This window comes from Dietzia sp. SL131 (assembly GCF_026672565.1).
Taxonomy (GTDB): Bacteria; Actinomycetota; Actinomycetes; order Mycobacteriales; family Mycobacteriaceae; genus Dietzia; species Dietzia kunjamensis.
On record NZ_JAPPRI010000003.1, the window covers coordinates 3,031,652 to 3,050,026 of the forward strand.

Sequence of the window (18,375 nt, forward strand, 5' to 3'; positions counted from 1 at the left end):
AGCGCGCCGGGCAAGACGCCATTCTCTATGTACGGAGCCTTCTCCCTTGTCACGTTCTTTCGCCGATCTCGGCGTTCCTTCCCCCCTGCTCGACGTTCTCGGCAGCGCGGGGATCACCACCCCCACCCCCATCCAGTCGGCCACGCTGCCGGACGCCCTGACCGGCCGTGACGTGCTGGGCCGCGGCCGCACCGGTTCCGGCAAGACCTACGCGTTCTGCATCCCGCTGGTCGCCCGCCTCGCCGCGTCCGGCGACCGCCGCGCCCGCAACTCCCCGCGCGGGCTGATCCTGGCGCCGACCCGTGAGCTCGCCCGGCAGATCAACGAGACCCTCGAGCCGCTGGCGAACTCCATGGGCCTGAAGACCACCGTCATCTTCGGCGGCGTCTCCCAGGGCCGTCAGGTCGAGGCGCTCAATCGTGGCGTCGACATCGTCGTGGCCTGCCCGGGTCGACTCGAGGACCTCATGGGGCAGAAGCACTGCCGCATGGACTCGATCGAGATCAGCGTCCTGGACGAGGCCGACCACATGGCAGACCTGGGCTTCCTGCCCGGCGTCACCCGGATCCTCGCGGCGACCCCGTCCGGTGCGCAGCGACTGCTGTTCTCCGCGACCCTGGACTCCGGCGTCCAGAAGCTGGTCACCAAGTTCCTCACCAACCCGGTGGACCACTCGGTCGACGACGGCACCGCCACCTCCGGTCCGACCGCCCACCACGTGGTGCGTGTCGACGCCGACGACCGCGTCCGCGCGCTGGCCGACCTCGCCGTGGCGCACCCGCGGACCGTGATGTTCACCCGCACCAAGCACGGTGCCAAGCGTCTCGCCAAGCAGCTCACCGGCCGCGGCGTCGTGAGCGTGGACCTGCACGGCAACCTGTCGCAGAACGCCCGCGTGCGTAACCTCGACGCGTTCTCCTCCGGGCAGGCGACCGTGCTCGTGGCCACCGACATCGCCGCCCGCGGCATCCACGTCGACGACGTCGGGCTGGTCGTCCACGCCGATCCGCCGGCCGAGCACAAGGCCTACGTCCACCGTTCGGGCCGCACCGCCCGCGCGGGCGCCATCGGCACCGTCGTGACCGTCGCCACCTCCGACCAGGTGCGCGAGGTGCGGTCGCTGCTGCGCGCGGCCGGGGTCACCGCCGGCGAGATCGAGCTGCCCATCGGCGCCGATGCCGCCGTCGCGTTGGCCGACGCCCCGGAGCCGCCCGCGCACGTGCCGTCCGACGACGGCGCCGAGGGCCAGTCCGTTCGCGGGCAGGCCCGTCGCAGCCGCGGCCAGGGCCGTCAGAACCAGAACCAGCAGCGTCAGGGCCGCGGTGGCGGTCAGGGCCGTGACGGTGAGCAGAGCCGCGGCGGCGGGCAGGGTCGTGACGGCGGTCAGAGCCGCCACGGCGGTCAGAGCCGTGACGGCGCCGGCCGTGGTGGTTCAGAACGCGGTGGTTCAGAACGCGGTGGTTCGGAGCGCGGTGGCCGCGATCAGCAGGGCTCCGGCACCGGCGGCGCTCGTCGTCGTCGTCCCCAGACCGCCGACGCCCACGGTTCGCCCCGCCAGGGCTCCGCACGTCAGGGCTCCGGCACCCGGGGCTCGGGCGGCCAGCGCTCGGGCGGCCAGGGTTCCGCGACCCAGGGCTCCGGCGCCCGCCAGTCGGTGGGCCAGGCGGCCGGGCGGCCCCGCAGCGACCAGCGTCGCCGCTCCACCCGCACCGCCGGCTGACCTGAGGGGAGGCACCCTCCCCTCCCCTCCCCTCCCGGAAATCCGCTACTCGGAATCCGGATCGGCTACTCCAATCGGACTAGCCGATCCGGATTTCGGGTAGCGGATTTTGGGCTCTTATGACTCATGCGTGGGCCTTTTGGCGGCCGGGGAGGGTGGGACGGTGGCCGCCGAGGTTGAGCATGGCCAGGGCGATGAGGGCCTCTGGTGAACGGAAGCCGAAGGCCATTCGGGTGATGAGGCGGATCTTGGTGTTGACCGATTCGATGAGCCCGTTGGAGAGGCCGTGTTCGATCGAGGCAAGGATCTCGGTCTTGTAGGTGCAGATGGTGCGCTGCAAGTGGACGAACCGTTCGATGCGGCATCGTCTGGCCCAGCTGATCCACGCTTCCAGGGCGTCTCTGGCCTCGTCGATCGGGAGTTGGAAGATCAGACGCAGGCCTTCTTTGAGCAGGTAGGCGCGGTACAGGGTGGGTTCGGTCTTGGCGATCCACGCCAGCTTGGCACTCTGCCGGGTGGTGAGATTCTCGGGGTTCTTCCAGAGCGCATATCGGGCGTGCTTGATGTCCCGGGCGTAACCGCGGGCCCGGTTGACCTTGTTGGCCAGACGACGTTCACGCAGTTGCCGTTTGTCGCCGCGGGCCTCGTTCCACACCTGTCGACGCACTTCATCCAGGGCATCGGTGGCCCACTTGACCACGTGGAACGGATCGGTACAGCGCACCGCCTCGGGGCACGCTCGGGCTACGACGTCGCCGATCCACTTCGCCCCGTCAGCGGTGACATGGGTGATCTGCCCACACCGGTCGGCCCCGAGAGCGTCGAAAAACGCCTGCACGGTGGCTTTGTCCCGGCCAATGGCAACCCACACCAGGCGACCGGTGTCGTGATCGACCACGATGGTCAGATACTTGTAGTTGCGCTTGTAGGAGATCTCGTCGATTCCGATCCTCCGCAGACCGGCCAACGGATCGGTACCGGCGACGGTGTCGGCCCAGACGCGGGCGATGATCGACCCCACCGTGCGCCAGGCGATGCGCATCAGCTGGCACGTGGCGCTCTTGGAACACTGCGTGGCCAGCCACGCGACCTGCTGGTCAAAGGGTCTGGTGTGACCGGCGCCGTGGCGGGCCCAGGGCACCTGACGCACAGTGGGACCGTGCACGGGGCAGCTCACTCGCGGCGAATCGGCCTCGAGAAACACCATCGTTGAGCCCATATCCAGACTGCGCCAGCGGCGTCGGCCAGCGCCGTTGTCGTACCGGGCCGCCGGCGTCCCGCAGACGCCGCACCGGGCCCAGTACCCCCTTCGAGGGCGAACATGTGCGACCACGATCTGCTCGTTGTGGTCGAACTCGACGTTCTCGATAACCGTTCTCTCGACGCCCAGCACCGCACGCCATAGGCTGACACCTCGCACGCCGTTCTCCGCTCTTCGGTTTGGACTTAGACACCCAAAACCTAAGCCGAGAACGGCGTGCTTCTACCCGAGATCCACCGAACGACCCATGGACAGGTCACAAGAGCCGGATTTTGGCGTTGGGGCGCCGGTCAGCCGAAGACTGTGATGGTCTGCCGGCTGATCGCCACCAGCTCGCCGTCCGGCCGCCACAGCATCGCGTGGGTGTGCGCGTAGCCGTCACGGGCGGTATCGGTGGCGGCGGCGTATCCGAGCATAGAGTCGGCCGGGAACGCCTCCGGGCCCACCTCGGCGATCAGCTCCAGCGTCCACGTCAGGCTGCTGCCGGGCGCGAAGCCGTCGAGCATCTGGATGGGAGCTGGCGGCCACGCGTCGGCCAACACCACCAGATGCTCTTCGTCGAACCGCTCCGGGGCCTCGCGCAGTGACGCCCACCCGGACAGGTCGGCCGTCTCGGAACCGGAGAACGGCAACTGGCCGCCGACCTGCCGCAGCTCGACGAACCGGTAGAACTCCGGCGTCAGCTTCTCGATGTAGGGGAACGCCTCGATCGCCGTCGGATCGCCCAGCGCCGGCATCGGATGGGCGGGCGCGACCGAGATCGACGACTGCCGGTGCTTGCCGAACGCGGCCAGCGCGGTCGCGACGATCGCGCCCTCCTGCCGAACGGTCGCCTGGCACTGGACGACGTTGGAGCCCACGCGTAGGATCTCGGCGTCGACCTCGACGGGGCCGGTCGTCGCGGGGCCGATGAACGACACGGTGATCGACCGCAGTGGGTGGACGACGGGGGCCGAGCCGTCTCCGGTGTCCCGGCTGCGCAGGCACCCCTTCATCGCGGCGAGCAGCAGGGCGCCGGTCAGGCCTCCGAAGATCGCCCTGCCCTGCGTCCAACCCTGCTCGACCTCGACGGTCCCGCCGCGCGCGGCGGCCTCCAACATGCTCGTCAGCGACATGCCGTCATTCTGTCACCGGGGTCAGCGGCTCTGGTGGGCGCGTCCCTTCCGGACCCCGGCCAGCGCGGTGGCCAGACCGGGCATGCGCGGCCCGAGGGCGAACATCTTCTCGCTGCGGGTCTCCGGGGCGTTGTCGGCGGTGCGGTGGAGGAAACGGTCCGGCAGTGACAGCCGCGCGATGGTGCGCCATGACTGCAGGTACTGCTTCCACAGCGGCCCGCTGACGTACGGCAGGTCGTAGCGCTCGCACAGTTCGCGGACCTTGAGCGAGATCTCCGAGTACCTGTTGGACGGCAGGTCCGGGAACATGTGGTGCTCGATCTGGAACGACAGGTTGCCGGACATGAGGTTCATCGCCGGGCCGCCGTCGAGATTGGCACTGCCGAGCATCTGCCGCAGGTACCACTCCGCCTGCGTCTCGGTCTCGATGTCCGACAGGGTGAACTTCTCGGCACCGTCGGGGAAGTGCCCGCAGAAGATCACGGCGTTGGTCCAGATGTTGCGGATGATGTTGGCCGTGATCGTGGCGGTGAGGGCCTGGCGGCCACTCGGTCCGGCGAGCACCGGGAACAGGATGTAGTCCTTGAGGATCTGCTGGCCGGCCTTGCGCAGGAATGCGCGGGCTCGGCGGCGGTCGGCCGGGGACGCCTCGCGGTCGAACGCGTCGGCCGTGTCGACCGCCTGCAGGCCGATCCCCCACTCGAAGCCGAGCATGAGGACGGCGTTGACGAGGACGTTCCCGGCGAACCGGGGCTCCCAGGGGATGTCGCGGGTCACGCGCAGGACACCGAACCCGACGTCGTCATCGACGCCGACGATGTTGGTGTACTTGTGATGTAGGTAGTTGTGGGTGTGCTTCCAGTCGGCGGAGCTGCCGACGAGGTCCCATTCCCAGTTGGTCGAGTGGATCTCCGGATCGTTCATCCAGTCCCACTGGCCGTGCATGATGTTGTGGCCGAGTTCCATGTTCTCGAGGATCTTGGCCACGGCGAGGGTGCCGGTCCCGAGGGCCCACACGGTGCGGTTGCGGGCGCCGAAGTACAGCAGCGCGCGGGCACCGAACTCCAGGCCTCGCTGGAGTTTGATGATGCTGTGGATGTAGCGGTAGTCGCGCTCCCCCCGGGAAGCGATGACCTCGGCGCGGACAGCGTCGAGCTCCCGCCCGAGCTCCTCTATCTGATCGGAGCTGAGGTGGGCGTATTCGCCGACATCGGAGATCGCCATGAGTTCAGGATAGGCCGGTTCGGGTGCCCGCGGCTACGGCTGCGGGTCCGGCCGCCCTGCTTTCGTGATCAAGGGCACCCGATCCGACCGGCGTCAGTCACTCCAGGCGCGGCGCAACACTTCCAGGGAGCCGTGGATCCGCTCGACCGTCGATCCCACCGGCGCGATCATCAGTTCGTCGGCCCCCGCCGTGCGCGCGAAGTCGGTGAGGTACTCGCGCACCGCCGGCCCGTCGCCGACCGCCGTGTAGTGGATCATGTGCAGGATCTGGCGACCGCCGGCGGACTCCATGATCATGTCGAGTTCCTCGTCGGAGAACTCGCGTCCGCGGCCGGCCATGAGCTTGACCCGCTGGCGGCGGTACCACTGCAGTTCGCGTTCGGCCCGCTCGGTGTCATCGTCGGCCACCACGTTGACGGCGGCGATCATGTACGGCTCGGCCAGCTGCTCGCTGGGCTGGAAGCGCTCGCGGTAGACCTGCGAGGCCTGTTCGAGGGCGTCGGGCGCGAAGTGCGAGGCGAACGCGTACGGCAGCCCGTAGGCGGCGGCGAGCTGCGCGCCGAACAGGGACGAACCGAGGATGTACAGCGGCACCTTGGTGCCCCGCCCGGGGATGGCCGCGATCCCGCGCGTGCGGGCGAAGTCGGAGGGCGAGTCGCCGAGGAACGCCTGCAGCTCGCGGACGTCGTCGGGGAAGTTCTCGGCCGCCGACGGTTCGCGGCGCAGCGCACGCAGGGTCTGCGGGTCGGTGCCGGGGGCGCGCCCCAGGCCGAGGTCGATGCGTCCGGGGTGTAGCTCGGCGAGGGTGCCGAACTGCTCGGCGATCACGATCGGCGAGTGGTTGGGCAGCATCACGCCGCCGGAGCCGAGCCGGATCCGCTCCGTTTGCGAGGCGATGTGCGCCATGAGTACCGCCGGCGCCGAGGAGGCGATGGACGGCATGTTGTGGTGCTCGGAGTACCAGACCCGCTCGTAGCCCAGTTCCTCCGCCTTCTGCGCCAGCGCCACCGAATCCTGCAGTCCCTCCCCGATGCTCTGGCCGGGGCGGACGGTCGCGAAGTCGATGACGGACAGAGGCAGGGCGGCACTGGACTGGGGGGAGCTGGTCTCGGGGGAGGTCATGCCCCGTGCAACCCGGGCCCCCGGCAGGCTATTCCTGTTGGCGCCCGGGCGGGGGCGGCAGACTGGGGGGCATGTCCCCCGCTGCTGACCGCCCCGCTGACCGCCCCACCGACAGCCCCGACAGCCCCGCCGGCCGTCCCGTCGACCTCGCCCGCCTCGTGACCGTCATGCGCGAGACCGGCCCGCTCGTGCACTGCCTGACCAACTCGGTGGTCCGGCAGATCACTGCGGACGTGCTGCTCGCCGCCGGGGCGGCGCCCGCGATGGTCGACCACCCCGACGAGGCCTCCGACTTCGCCGCCATCGCCTCCGGCGTGCTCATCAACGTGGGCAACCCGACGGCCGAGCAGGTCGAGGGCATGCACGCCGCGATCGCCTCCGCCCGCGCCGCCGGGACCCCGTGGGTGCTGGACCCGGTGGCGGTCGGCGGTCTGGTCCTGCGGACGGGGCTGGCCACCGACTGGCTGGAGGCCGGGCCCGCCGCGATCCGGGCGAACGCGTCGGAGACCATCGCGCTCGCCGGCACGGGGGCGGGCGGCCGGGGCGTGGATTCCACGGAGGATGTCCTCGCCGCCGAGTCCGCTGCCCGGGACCTCTCGGCCCGGTCGGGGGCCGTGGTCGCCGTGACGGGGCCGCGGGACCTCGTCGTCACCCAGCGCCCCGGCCACCTCGGCGAGGCCGCGCCTCCCACCCGCACCACGTGGGTCGAGTCGGGTCACCCGCTGCTGCAGAAGGTCATCGGCACCGGCTGCGCCCTCGGGGCGCTCACGGCGGCCTATCTCGGGGCGGCGCGGTCGGCCGGGATCGCGGACCACGACGCGGTGGTCGCCGCTCACGCCCACGCCGGCGCCGCGGGGACGGTCGCCGCGCGCACCGCGGCGGGCCCGGGCAGCTTCGCCGTGGCGTGGCTCGACGCCCTGTACACGCTGACCCCGGAGGAGATCGCGGGCCTGGTCACGGTGTCGGAGGCGTGAGCGGCGCCGGCGTCGACTGGCGGCTCTACCTGGTCACCGACCCCCACCTGGGCGGCGGGCGCGACGCGGTGCCGGGGATCGTCCACGAGGCGGTGCTGGGCGGGGTGGGTGTGGTCCAGGTGCGGGACAAGGAGTGCGACGACGACGAGTTCGCCACACACGCCGCCGCCGTCGCCGAGTCCGTCGCGAGGGCGTGCACCGAGACGGGCCGTGACGTGCCGGTGTTCGTCAACGATCGTCTCGACGTCGCGCGGGAGCTGGGGCTGCACCTGCACATCGGGCAGCGGGACGTGCCGTTCGCGGCGGCCCGCGCGGCGCTGCCGGACGGGCTGATGCTCGGGTTGTCGATCGAGTCGGACGCGCAGTTGGCGGCTGCGATGACGGGGCCGGGACCGGCGCCGGACGTGATCGGGGTGAGCCCGGTGTGGTCGACGGCCACCAAGACCGACACCGCTGACGCGCTCGGTCCCGAGGGTGCGGACCGGCTGGCCCGGGCCGCGCACTCGTACCGCCGACCCGGGGGCCCGGGCATTCGTGCGGTGGGCATCGGCGGGGTCACGCCCCTGACCGTCGCGCGGTTGGCCGCCACCGAGCTGGACGGGGTCTGCGTGGTCTCGTCGATCATGGCCGCCCCCGACCCGCGGGCCGCGGCCGCCGACCTGCTCGCCCGCTGGGACGCCGCACGCCGCTGATCCGGGCACGGGTGCAGGGACCGGGCACGGGTGCAGGATGCGGGCCCGGGGCTCTGGTCCGACCCGGCCCGGCCCTCCGGGCGCGTGGCGCTGGTTATCTCTTGCGCTCGGAGAAGTCGGCGAACCGCTCCAGATCGCGGACGTGGCCGGACACGATGATGACGTCGTCCGGGCCGATGATGGTCTCCGGCTGGGCGTACTGGAACGGGCTTCCCGGGGCCTTGATGCCGACGATGTTGACCTTGTGACGCTTGCGCGGGTGGCAGTAGTCGATCGACTTGCCGATGACGTCCCGCGGTGGCCGCATCTTGACGATGGCGAAGTCCTCGTCGAACTCGATGAAGTCCATCATCTGGTTGGCCACCAGGTGGGCCACGCGGACGCCGGCGTCGTGCTCGGGGAACACCACGTGGTCGCATCCGATGCGGGTGAGGATCTTGCCGTGGGCCTGGTTGATCGCCTTGGCCCAGACCTGGTCGATCCCCAGGTCGACGAGGTTCACCGCGACCAGCACGGACGACTCGATCGAGGTGCCCACGCCGACGACGGCGGTGGAGAAGTCCTGGGCCCCGAGCTGTTGGAGCGCCTCGAGGTCGGTGGCGTCGGCCTCCACCACGTGGGTCAGGGAGTCGGCGTACCTCTGGACGAGTCCGTGGTCGCGTTCGACCGCGAGGACCTCCCGGCCCTGGCCGACGAGTTGGGTGGCGAGGGAGACGCCGAACCGGCCCAGGCCGATGATGAGGACTGGGGACTGGCGACGGGTGCGATCAGCCAATGATCGGCCTCTCTGTGGGTAGGCGATATCTGGTCCGCTTTGCTCGCATGGTCAGCGCGGTGGCGAAGGTGATGATGCCGACTCGTCCGGCGAACATCAGCCCGGACAGAAGGTACACCCCCGCCGGCTCGAGTTCAGCGCTGAGACCTGAACTCAACCCGCAGGTGGCGAAGGCGGAGATGGACTCGAACAGGGGGCGTCCGAGATCCTCACCGGTGAGGATCATCAGGGCCAGGGCGGATCCGGCGACCAGCGTGAGCCCCATCCCGGCCACGGACACCGCGACCCGGATCGACGAGGTGGGCAGCGCGCGCCCGTGTGCCGTGGCGTCCTCCCGGCCCCGGGCCTCGGCGAGGAAGGCCAGGAAGATGACGGCCAGGGTGGTGACCTTGACGCCGCCGGCGGTCGAGACCGAACCGCCCCCCACGAACATCAGGGCGTCGGTGATGAGCATGGTCGACGCCGTCGTGTCGACGGGGTCGATGATGGCGAAACCCCCGGAGCGCATCATCACCGAGGCGAACACCGAGTGCTGCAGTTTGTCGACCACGCCCTCGCCACCGAGGGTGGCCCCGTTGCCCCACTCGAGCGCGGCGAACCCGAGGGCCCCGACGAGCATGAGCAGCACGCTGACCTCGACCGTGAGGCGGGTGTGGAGGTTCCAGCGTCCCAGGTGCCACTGGTGCTTCCACAGCACCAACAGGACGGGGAAGCCCAGACTGCCCAGGAACACGGCGCAGATCAGTGCCCAGAACACGACCGGGTCGTCGGCCACCGAGGCCAGGCCGTCGGGGTGGAGGACGAACCCGGCGTTGTTGAACGCCGACACCGCGTAGAACACGGCTCGCCACAGCCCGTCCCCGAACGTGCCCTGGTGGGCGATGAACCGGGGCGTGAGGATGAGCGCGATCACGAGTTCCACCAGGGCGGACGAGACGATGATGGTCTTGATCAGCGATCGGACCTCGCCCAATCCGCCCGCCGACACGCCCGTCTGGGCGAGCAGCCGGGTACGCACCCCGAACTGCCGGGTCACCGAGAGTGCCAACAGCGAGGAGATCGTGACGATCCCCAGGCCACCGACCTGAATGCCCGCCAGGATCACCACCTGCCCGGCCGTGGACCAGTGGGTCGCGGTGTCGACGGTGGTCAGGCCGGTCACCGACACGGCGGAGGTGGCGGTGAACACCGCGTCGTGCAGGTGTGCGTGCTCTCCCGAGGAGGTGGCCCAGGGCATCAGCAGCAGCACCGTGAAGACCGCGATCGCCGCGGCGAACGCCAGGAGCGCCGAGCGGGCCGGGGAACTGTAGGTGAACGCCCGGGCTGCCTGCGCGCCTGAGGACAGGACCCCCGGAATCGTCGAGACCATGCCGCGAGGGTAATCCCGACCGCCGCGTCGGCCACAGTTGGTGCGCGAAGTCGTTACTGAACGGCGTCAACACTCGTAACGTCGGCGGTATGCCACGGATCCCTCTCGAAATCACGCTGGTCGAGTTCCCCAGTACCTCGATGTCCGCCACGAGCGAGTTCCTCGCGACGGTCTGCGGCTGGGAACCCACCGTGTACGGGGAGTCGTACGCATGCCTGGTCGGCGGGGGCATCGACGTGGGCGTGCAGGGGGACGACGACGAGCAGTCCCCCGCCCCGCTCATGGTGATCCGCGTGCCGGACCTCGACGAGGCCCGCGAGCAGGTCGAGGCCGCCGGTGGCATGGTGACGTTCGGGCCGTTCGACTTTCCCGGTGGCCGCCGTTTCCATTTCCGTGAGCCCGGCGGGAGCGAGATGGCGATGTGGGTGCCGGCGCCAGCCTAGAACCGTCAGGCCGGCGCGAACCCCTCGGGCAGTGCCAGCCGGGTGAGCTTGTCCGGGTTGCTGTGGAAGTAGAGGCGTGAGATCTGGCCGTCGACCACGCCGACCTGCGCCACCCGCAGGACCCCGCGGGCGAGGACCGCCAGCGCGACCTCGCCGTTGACCTCGACGGGCGCGATCATCCCGCCCGAGAATTCCGTGGCCTTGATGAGGAAGTACGCACACTTACGGGCCCCCACGATGTCCCGCCGGGCGGCATTGACCTTGCCGCCGCCGTCCGAGATCACGCGGGCATCGGCGGTGAGGGCGGCGATCGTCTGCGGAAGATCGCCGGCCAGGACGGCCTCCACCAGGGTCGAGATCACCGCGTCCGAGGCGGGTTCGGGTGGACGCAGGTCGGACTCCAGGCGGTGCCGGGCCCGGCTCACCCACTGGCGGACGGTGGCCACAGCCGCGCCCAGGGTGTCGGCGATCTCGGCGTAGGGCAGGTCGTACGCCTCACGAAGGACGAACGCCGCGCGCTCATCCGGGCCCAGCTGTTCGTAGGCCAGCAGCACGGCGATCCGCAGATCGTCGCGGCGCTCGGCCCGGTCCGCCGGCAGCAGGGCGGTGTCGACGGGCTCGGGCAGCCACTCGCCCGCGTAGTCCTCCCGCTTGCGCCTGCGCAGCCGGTCCAGACACAGCCGCGTCGCCACGGTGGTCAGCCACGCGTCGACGTTCCGGGGCGCGGACGACGGATCGAGCGCCACCCACCGCGCCAGTGCCTCGTCAGCGGCGTCCTCGGCGTCGGCCCAGGTCCCGGTGATGCGGTAGCCCACCCCGAGCAGTCGGCCCCGCACCTGCTCCAGCGCGGCGCGGTCCGCCAGCGCGGTGCCGGCCGTGCTGGCCGTACTGGCTGCGGCACGGTCGGCCACCGGCGCCGCCCCATCGGCCACGGGGGTCGCGGGTGGGGCCACGGTCATGGCCGGGTCGCCGGTTCCAGGTCGCTCGGGACGAGACCGCGCAGCGTCGCCAGGTCCTTGCGGGTGGCGATCGCTATCCGGTTCCATGCGTTGATCGTGACGATCTCCATGACCAGCTGTCCAGCCCCACCTTCGCCCCGGTGGTGGACCACCTCGTCCCACAGCTCGTCGGGCACGGAGTCCTCACCGTCGATGCGGGTGACGGCGTCCGCGAACGCCAGGACCGCCCGCTCGGCCGGGGACAGCTCGTCGGCGTGGGCGTGCCAGTTTTCGGAGACCGCGATCCGGGTGCCGCTCCAGCCGTCCCTGCGGGCATCGCGTCGGTGCATGGCCAGGCAATAGCGGCAGCCGTTCACCGCGGAGACGCGGAGCCGGATGAGGTGGCTGTCCTCCCGGGAGACCCGCGCCCGCGAGTAGGCCTCGAGTGCCAACATGGGTGCCATCGCGCCCGCGCTGACCTGTTTGCGCTGTTCGGTGCTGCGTCGTGGTGTGCTCATGCCTCTTCGACGCACGAGCACCGCGAAGTGTGACACCGAGTCGCCACGCCGGACCCGCGCCCCAGCCCGGAAAGCCACCGGCACCCCGCCGGGCGCATCGGGGCGTTCCCCTATGTCATCGAGGGCCTAGCGGTTCTAGCATTGAGCCCATGACCGACCCGGACGACCTGCTGCTCTCCGACTCCGAGCGGCTGCACGCCCTCATGGCGCTCGGCGACCACTACGCGTCCGGCCGGCTCGACGACGCCGAGTTCCACGCCCGGTCCGGCGACGTGGCCGCGTCCCGCACCCTCGGCCAGCTCCGCGGCTCGTTCGTCGACCTGCCCGGCGGGACGCCGCTGACCTCGGTCGACGGCATGATCGTGCAGTCGGCCACTGCCACCGGTGGCGAGCTGGGGGTCTCGTCGTCGTCCTCGTCGACTTCGTCCGCCCTGTCGCCGGGGTCCCCCACAGGCGCCGGGGCGCCCGCGACCCGCGGCACCGACGCCGACCTGGAGGACCTGCGCAGGCGCGGGAAGCTGGTCGAGTCGCTCGACGGCGTGGTGATCGGACTGACGCTCATCACGTTCCTCGTCCTGCAGATCATCGTGGACTGGCAGTACGCGTGGATGGTGTGGCCTTCGCTGGTTCTCACGCTGGGCCTCCCCCGGCTCGTGCTGCGCTACACGGATTCCGACGAGAAGACGTACGAGAAGCTCAAGAAGGCCGACGAGAAAGCGCGCGAGGAGCGGCTGCGGGCGGCGACCGAGCGGATCCGTGAGCTGGGTGACGGGCGGGAGAACCGCGACTGACCTACCCGGTCGCGTTCGGTGGGCCACCGCTCCCCGCGCGGGTGCCACTGCCCCCACCGCTGGTGCCGCTGTTCCGCCCGCCGATGCGGTCGGCCTCATCACGCCTGGCCAGGGCAGTGGCCACCACGGGGAACAGCCCCATCCCCACGCCGACGGCCACGATCGTCGCGCCGATCCCCAGGGAGGCCAGCACGGGGACCCGGCGCTGGGCGAGCGCGGCATCACACGCCTCCTGCGCCTCCGTGCTCGGCTGGGGGCGCTCTCCCCGGAGGAGGTCCTTCCAGCTCAGCGAGGTGAGGGCGTTGTCCTTGTCGCGAGCCTCGGTGTAGTCGGGGCTGAAGTAGGTCCCGCAGTCCACCCGCTGCACGAAGCCCCCCGTGGACACGCCGATGCTGCCCAGCAGGATCCCGCCGAGCACCACGAGCAGGCCGAGAACCGCAACGAGTGCGCCGATCACGCGAGTGGTCACCGCGCCATCGTCACATCCGCGGGGCCGCACCGCATCCGCGCCGGACGCCCGCGGTCAGGTGTCCTCGGGCTCAGGTGTCCTCGGGCTCAGGTGTCCTCGAGTGCGACGCCCTTGCGCTCGGGAAGGGTGAAGGCGGCGAGGGCGGCGACGACGAAGGCCGCGGCGAAGACCCCGAAGACCATCACCGTGTCGCCCAGATCGAGCAGGAGCGGCACGAGCAGTGGCGCAATGATGGAGGCGATCCGCCCGAACGCCGCCGCGGCGCCGGTGCCGGACCCGCGGGTCGAGGTGGGGTAGAGCTCCGGTCCGATCGCGTACAGAGCGCCCCACGCGCCGAGGTTGAAGAACGACAGCGCCATGCCCGCGGCGATGATCGTGGCCGGGGAGTCCGCCAGGCCGAACAGTCCGGCCGCCACCGCCGAACCGGTGAGGAACACCGCGAGCGTGACCCGCCGACCCCAGATCTCGATGAGCCACGCCGCCACCGCGTACCCGGGCAGCTGGGCGAGGGTGATGATGAGCGTGTAGCCGAACGACTTCACCAGATCGAAGCCCTGCGAGACGAGCAGGCTGGGCAGCCAGATGAAGGCGCCGTAGTAGGAGAAGTTGATCCCGAACCACACGATCCACAAAGCAGCGGTGCGCTTACGCAGGCGCGCGGACCAGATGGACTCGGCGGGCTCGCCGGGCTCGGCGGTCTCGGCGGTCTCGGCGGGCGATGCGGGTCCGACGCCGTCGGCGACGGACGCGGCCCCGTCGGCGCCGGCGTGAGCGGGCGCAGCCGCAGACGGTGCAGACGGCGCGGCCGTCGGCTCGACCCCCGCGGACGCCTCGTAGTCGCGGACGATCCGCTCGGCCTCGTCGACGCGGCCCGTCGATTCCAGGTAGCGCACCGATTCGGGCAGTCCGAATCGCACGACCAGCGCGTACGCGGCCGGGATGATCCCGATGGCCAGGGCCCACCGCCACCCGTCGTCGCCGACCGGCACCACGAAGTAGCCGATGAGGGCGGCCATGATCCAGCCGACGGCCCAGAACCCCTCGAGGATCACCACCACCCTGCCGCGGATCCGGCGGGGCGCGAACTCGCTGACCAGCGTGGACGCCACCGGCAGCTCGGCGCCCAGGCCCAGGCCGACGATGAACCGCATCACGATGAGCATGGCGATGCCGGTCGACAGCGCCGCCGCGCCGGTGGCGAGGCCGTAGACCAGCAGGGTGGCGGCGAAGACCTGGCGGCGACCGATCTTGTCGGCGAGCAGCCCACCGAGCGCGGCGCCGATCGCCATTCCCACGAATCCGATGGACCCGACCCAGGACAGCTCGGTGGGCGAGAGCGACCAGTGGACGGCCAGCGCCGCCATGACGAAGGAGATGAGGCCGACGTCCATGGCGTCGAGCGCCCAGCCCACGCCGGAGCCGAGCAGCAGCTTGCGGTGCTTGCGGGTGAACGGCAGGCCGTCCAGGCGCTCCGTGCGGGTCGTCATGCCGGCCACGCTACTCGGCGCCCCCGACACACCCTGGTGCCAACCTGTGCTGGACGTGGACGAATGTCCGAGTAACCCTTGGGTAGCTGTGTTCCACATCACAACAAGAGGAGCTCCTCGTGAGCATCACCGAGAACGCCGATCGCGCCGATCGCGCTGAGAGCGCTGGGACCGCCAGCCCGGGTGGGACGGACTTCGACGTCGTCATCCGCGGGGGCACGGTCTTCGACGGCACCGGCGCCCCGGGCGTCCGCGCGGACGTCGGGATCAGGGCCGGTGTCGTGGCGGCGATCAGCCCGGCGCCGCTGCCCGTCTCGCCGGGCACGCAGGTCGTGGACGCCGAGGGGCGGTGGGTGACGCCCGGGTTCGTGGACACCCACACCCACTACGACGTCGAGCTGCTCGTCTCCCCGGGCCTTGGCGAATCCGTTCGGCACGGGGTGACCACGGTCCTGGTGGGCAACTGCTCCATCTCGGGCGTGTACTCGGGCACCGTCGACGTCGCCGACCTGTTCAGCCGCGTCGAGGCCCTGCCCCGCGACTCGGTGCTCGAGGCGCTCGAGCAGAAGAAGACCTGGTCGGGACCGGCGGACTGGCGGCGCACGGTCGAGAACCTGCCGCTGGGGCCCAACGTCGCGTCGTTCCTCGGTCACTCCGACGTCCGCGCTTCGGTGATGGGGTTGGGCCGGGCGACCGACCCCGAGCAGTCCCCCAGCCGCGACGAGTTGCGGAAGATCGACCGCCGCATCAACGCCGCTCTCGACGAGGGCTTCCTCGGCGTGTCCACCATGACCAATCCGTGGGACAAGATGGACGGTGACCGCTACCGCTCGCGGACCCTGCCCTCCACGCACGCCTCGTGGGGCGAGTTCCGGCGGATCAGTCGGCTGCTGCGTCGCCGTGACCGCGTCCTGCAGGGCGTGCCCAACCTCAACATCAAGGTCGACGTGGCCTTCTACGCTGCCACCAGCACCGGGCTCTTCCGCAAGCCCCTGCGTGTCTCGCTGCTGGCCGCCGCCGACACGCTGGCCGAGCCGTGGGTCAACCGCATCTTCCGGCCCATCGCCTTTGCCGCCAACACTCTGGGTAAGGGCAAGTTCGTGTGGCAGCACCTGCCCACGACATTCAAGGTGTGGGCCGACGGGATCGACCTGGTGGTGTTCGAGGAGTTCGGCTCCGGCCGCGAGGCACTGCACCTCGTCGACGAGATGGCCCGCACCGACCTGCTCGAGCAGGAGAGCTACCGGCGCTGGTTCCGCCGCGACTTCGAGAAGCGCTTCAGCCCACGCGTGTGGCACCGGGACTTCGACGACGCGCTCATCGTGGCCTGCCCCGACGAGTCACTGGTCGGCCAGACCGTCGGCGACGTCGCGCGCGCCCGGAAGCTCCACCCGGCGGACGCCTACCTCGACCTGGTGGTGGAGTACGGCACCGACTTCCGGTGGACCACCACCATCGCCAACGCGCGGGAGAAGGTCGCCAACCGGCTGGCGCGGACCCCGGGCGTGACGATCGGTTTCTCCGATGCCGGCGCGCACCTGCGGAACATGGCGTTCTACAACTTCGGGATCCGTCTGCTCGAGCGCGTGCACCGGGCGCAACTCAAGGGCACGCCGTTCCTCACCACCGGGGAGGCCGTGTACAAGCTCACCGGCGAGCTGGCGGATTTCTACCGCCTCGACGCCGGGCGCCTGCAGGTGGGCGCGCGAGCGGATGTGGTGGTCGTCGACCCGTCCGGGCTCGACGGCGAGTCCCTCGAGTACCACGAGGAGGCCATGGACGAGTTCGGCGGGATCCGCCGGATGGTCAACCGCAACGACCGGGCGGTTGCGGCGACGATCATCGGCGGCCACGTGGTGTGGTCCGACGGTCAGTTCGCCCCGGGCTACGGCTCCGAGTTCGCGGCGGGCCGGTTCCCGCCCGCGGGCGAGGCCGTGGGGCCGCGGCCCGCAGAGTCGCGGACCGCCTCGCGGCCGGTCGAGTCGCCCCGACCGGCCGCCGGACTGCGGTAGCCGCGATCAGCTCACTCGGTGGGCATCCCGGCGTCCTCCCAGGCGGAGTAGCTGCCCTCGAGCTCGGTGACGTCGTAGCCGACGCTGCGCAGTGAGCTGGCGACCACCGAACTGCGGGTGCCGGACTGGCAGTAGGTGACGATCTTCCCCGAGTCGGGCAGTTCGTCGCGCTCCCACATCACCTGGCCGCCGTGCAGCTGGGTGGCGGCGGGGACGTGGCCGTCCTCGTATTCGGACGTGGCGCGGACGTCGAGCACCATGGCGTGCTCGTGGGACTCCAGGTCCTTCGGGTCCACGGTCTCCGGGCGAAACGTGGGCAGTCCGTCGGTGGAGGTGACGTACCCGCGCGTGGTGTCGACTCCCACCCTGATGACGTGGCGCCGCAGCTCGTCGGCCTCCTCGGCGTCCTCGGCGAGGAACACCAGGCCGCGGGTGTCCTTCTCGGGGTCGATCGCCCAGCCGGCGTAGGTGCCCGCCTGGCCGGCGGGCAGGTTGATGGCGCGGTCGACGGTGCCGTCGTGGACGTCGTCGGCGGGGCGGGGGTCGACGACGACGAGGTCACCGGATTCGATGCCGGAGGCCACCTCCTCGGCGGGCAACTCCCGCAGCTCTGGTAGGGGATTGCCGAGCACGGAGGGGCCGTCCCGGTTCTCGCGCTTCATCCGCCCGAAGTACGCCGGCGCGTCAGGCTGGCCGTCGAGGAGTTCGGAGATGAAGCCCTCCTCGTCGTCGTTCTCCACGTACGTCGGCCACCACGCGAACTTCCGCTCGTAACCCACCGAGCTGGACGGCAAGGCCCCCAGGGACTTGCCGCAGGCCGAGCCCGCGCCGTGGGCCGGGAACACCTGGACGTGGTCTGGCAGGGTGAGGAAGCGCTCGCGCAGGCTGGCGAACAGCTGCTTGGCGCTCTCGAAGCGGGTGTCCTCGCCGTCGGAATCGCTGCCTCCGGCGGTCTCGTCGAGCAGGTCCGGTCGGCCGAGGTCACCACAGAACACGAAGTCGCCGGTCAGCGCGTAGCCGGGCTCGTCGGCGAACGCGCCGTCGGTGACGAGGAACATGAGGTGCTCGGGCGTGTGGCCGGGGGTGTGCACGGCCTTGAGCTGGACGTTGCCGAGCTCGATGGTGTCGCCGTCGCGGAGCCGTTCGCCCTCGAAGCCATAGCGCCAGTCGTCACCGCCCTCGTCGGAGAGGTAGACGGTGGCGCCGGTCGCGGCGGCCAGTTCGCGGGTGCCGGACAGGTAGTCGGCGTGGATGTGGGTCTCGGTGACCTTGACGATGGTCATGCCGTGCTGATCGGCCATGTCGAAGTAGGCCCGCAGGTCGCGGCTGGGGTCCACGACGATCGCCTCGCTGCTGCTCTGGCAGCCGATGAAGTAGCTGGCGTGGGCCAGGTCGTAGTCATAGATGCGTTCGAAAAGCATTGTGCTGCGTCCTTTTTCCTTGGGGGGAACAGGTACATCAGCCA

The 18,375-nt window shown here is 70.7% G+C and carries 17 protein-coding genes; 6 read left to right on the plus strand and 11 right to left on the minus strand.

Going from position 1 to position 18,375, the window contains the following annotated elements:
- Positions 1–46: 46 nt before the first annotated feature.
- Entirely contained in the window at positions 47–1,720 is a 1,674-nt protein-coding gene (locus OVA21_RS15140) for a DEAD/DEAH box helicase (RefSeq protein ID WP_268092775.1), read from the plus strand.
- A gap of 124 nt (positions 1,721–1,844) precedes the next feature.
- Here OVA21_RS15140 and OVA21_RS15145 read toward each other — a convergent pair whose 3' ends face one another.
- From OVA21_RS15145 to OVA21_RS15160, 4 genes are all read right to left on the minus strand, one after another.
- Positions 1,845–3,140: an ISL3 family transposase gene (locus OVA21_RS15145; protein ID WP_163376978.1), complete on the minus strand. Its 1,296-nt coding sequence runs from the start codon at positions 3,138–3,140 to the stop codon at positions 1,845–1,847.
- A gap of 131 nt (positions 3,141–3,271) precedes the next feature.
- Entirely contained in the window at positions 3,272–4,096 is an 825-nt protein-coding gene (locus OVA21_RS15150; protein WP_268092776.1) for a thioesterase family protein, read from the minus strand.
- 21 nt (positions 4,097–4,117) lie between these two features.
- Positions 4,118–5,320 (minus strand): fatty acid desaturase family protein, encoded by a 1,203-nt coding sequence (locus OVA21_RS15155; protein ID WP_268092777.1) that lies wholly within the window; start codon positions 5,318–5,320, stop codon positions 4,118–4,120.
- A gap of 93 nt (positions 5,321–5,413) precedes the next feature.
- On the minus strand, positions 5,414–6,442 hold the full coding sequence (locus OVA21_RS15160) for an LLM class flavin-dependent oxidoreductase (protein ID WP_154830143.1): 1,029 nt from the start codon (positions 6,440–6,442) through the stop codon (positions 5,414–5,416).
- 167 nt (positions 6,443–6,609) lie between these two features.
- On the opposite strand from OVA21_RS15160, the gene thiM reads away from it, so the two are divergent.
- Both thiM and thiE read left to right on the plus strand, forming a co-directional pair.
- Entirely contained in the window at positions 6,610–7,416 is an 807-nt protein-coding gene (thiM, locus tag OVA21_RS15165; RefSeq protein ID WP_372509942.1) for a hydroxyethylthiazole kinase, read from the plus strand.
- On the plus strand, positions 7,413–8,108 hold the full coding sequence (gene thiE / locus OVA21_RS15170) for a thiamine phosphate synthase (RefSeq protein ID WP_268092778.1): 696 nt from the start codon (positions 7,413–7,415) through the stop codon (positions 8,106–8,108). The genes thiM and thiE overlap by 4 nt, the downstream gene beginning before the upstream one ends.
- A gap of 94 nt (positions 8,109–8,202) precedes the next feature.
- On the opposite strand, the gene OVA21_RS15175 is transcribed toward thiE, so the two are convergent.
- Positions 8,203–8,883 carry a potassium channel family protein gene (locus OVA21_RS15175; RefSeq protein WP_096906570.1) on the minus strand — a complete coding sequence of 227 codons (681 nt, stop codon included), beginning with the start codon at positions 8,881–8,883 and terminating at the stop codon, positions 8,203–8,205.
- Positions 8,876–10,252 carry a TrkH family potassium uptake protein gene (locus OVA21_RS15180; RefSeq protein WP_268092779.1) on the minus strand — a complete coding sequence of 459 codons (1,377 nt, stop codon included), beginning with the start codon at positions 10,250–10,252 and terminating at the stop codon, positions 8,876–8,878. Before OVA21_RS15180 ends, OVA21_RS15175 begins: the two co-directional genes overlap by 8 nt.
- A gap of 89 nt (positions 10,253–10,341) precedes the next feature.
- Between OVA21_RS15180 and OVA21_RS15185 the strand changes: the two genes are divergently transcribed.
- Entirely contained in the window at positions 10,342–10,695 is a 354-nt protein-coding gene (locus tag OVA21_RS15185) for a VOC family protein (RefSeq protein ID WP_119193321.1), read from the plus strand.
- Positions 10,696–10,700: 5 nt separating this feature from the next.
- Here OVA21_RS15185 and OVA21_RS15190 read toward each other — a convergent pair whose 3' ends face one another.
- Together OVA21_RS15190 and OVA21_RS15195 are read right to left on the minus strand one after the other, a co-directional pair.
- A complete protein-coding gene (locus OVA21_RS15190) occupies positions 10,701–11,654 on the minus strand; it encodes a sigma-70 family RNA polymerase sigma factor (protein ID WP_119193320.1) in 954 nt (317 codons plus the stop codon).
- Positions 11,651–12,151 carry a carboxymuconolactone decarboxylase family protein gene (locus tag OVA21_RS15195; RefSeq protein WP_235027733.1) on the minus strand — a complete coding sequence of 167 codons (501 nt, stop codon included), beginning with the start codon at positions 12,149–12,151 and terminating at the stop codon, positions 11,651–11,653. Before OVA21_RS15195 ends, OVA21_RS15190 begins: the two co-directional genes overlap by 4 nt.
- Before the next feature lie 149 nt (positions 12,152–12,300).
- Between OVA21_RS15195 and OVA21_RS15200 the strand changes: the two genes are divergently transcribed.
- The gene (locus OVA21_RS15200; protein ID WP_268092780.1) at positions 12,301–12,942 is read left to right on the plus strand and encodes a DUF1707 SHOCT-like domain-containing protein; all 642 of its coding nucleotides are present in this window, start codon (positions 12,301–12,303) and stop codon (positions 12,940–12,942) included.
- 1 nt (position 12,943) lies between these two features.
- Here the strand turns inward: OVA21_RS15200 and OVA21_RS15205 are convergent, their stop codons facing one another.
- Entirely contained in the window at positions 12,944–13,411 is a 468-nt protein-coding gene (locus OVA21_RS15205; protein ID WP_119193318.1) for a hypothetical protein, read from the minus strand.
- Between the two features lie 86 nt (positions 13,412–13,497).
- Positions 13,498–14,898 carry an MFS transporter gene (locus OVA21_RS15210; protein ID WP_268092781.1) on the minus strand — a complete coding sequence of 467 codons (1,401 nt, stop codon included), beginning with the start codon at positions 14,896–14,898 and terminating at the stop codon, positions 13,498–13,500.
- Positions 14,899–15,104: 206 nt separating this feature from the next.
- On the opposite strand from OVA21_RS15210, the gene OVA21_RS15215 reads away from it, so the two are divergent.
- A complete protein-coding gene (locus tag OVA21_RS15215) occupies positions 15,105–16,910 on the plus strand; it encodes an N-acyl-D-amino-acid deacylase family protein (RefSeq protein WP_442778959.1) in 1,806 nt (601 codons plus the stop codon).
- Between the two features lie 11 nt (positions 16,911–16,921).
- Here OVA21_RS15215 and OVA21_RS15220 read toward each other — a convergent pair whose 3' ends face one another.
- Entirely contained in the window at positions 16,922–18,331 is a 1,410-nt protein-coding gene (locus OVA21_RS15220; protein ID WP_268092783.1) for an MBL fold metallo-hydrolase, read from the minus strand.
- Positions 18,332–18,375 lie beyond the last annotated feature (44 nt).

Bases quoted from the DNA above. Each gene is read 5' to 3' on its own strand.
- OVA21_RS15220 (WP_268092783.1), bottom strand. From the start codon at position 18,331: ATGCTTTTCGAACGCATCTATGACTACGACCTGGCCCACGCCAGCTAC.
- thiM (WP_372509942.1), top strand. From the start codon at position 6,610: ATGCGCGAGACCGGCCCGCTCGTGCACTGCCTGACCAACTCGGTGGTC.
- OVA21_RS15195 (WP_235027733.1), bottom strand. From the start codon at position 12,151: ATGAGCACACCACGACGCAGCACCGAACAGCGCAAACAGGTCAGCGCG.
- OVA21_RS15200 (WP_268092780.1), top strand. From the start codon at position 12,301: ATGACCGACCCGGACGACCTGCTGCTCTCCGACTCCGAGCGGCTGCAC.
- OVA21_RS15150 (WP_268092776.1), bottom strand. From the start codon at position 4,096: ATGTCGCTGACGAGCATGTTGGAGGCCGCCGCGCGCGGCGGGACCGTC.
- OVA21_RS15210 (WP_268092781.1), bottom strand. From the start codon at position 14,898: ATGACGACCCGCACGGAGCGCCTGGACGGCCTGCCGTTCACCCGCAAG.
- OVA21_RS15155 (WP_268092777.1), bottom strand. From the start codon at position 5,320: ATGGCGATCTCCGATGTCGGCGAATACGCCCACCTCAGCTCCGATCAG.
- OVA21_RS15160 (WP_154830143.1), bottom strand. From the start codon at position 6,442: ATGACCTCCCCCGAGACCAGCTCCCCCCAGTCCAGTGCCGCCCTGCCT.
- OVA21_RS15185 (WP_119193321.1), top strand. From the start codon at position 10,342: ATGCCACGGATCCCTCTCGAAATCACGCTGGTCGAGTTCCCCAGTACC.
- OVA21_RS15190 (WP_119193320.1), bottom strand. From the start codon at position 11,654: ATGACCGTGGCCCCACCCGCGACCCCCGTGGCCGATGGGGCGGCGCCG.
- OVA21_RS15180 (WP_268092779.1), bottom strand. From the start codon at position 10,252: ATGGTCTCGACGATTCCGGGGGTCCTGTCCTCAGGCGCGCAGGCAGCC.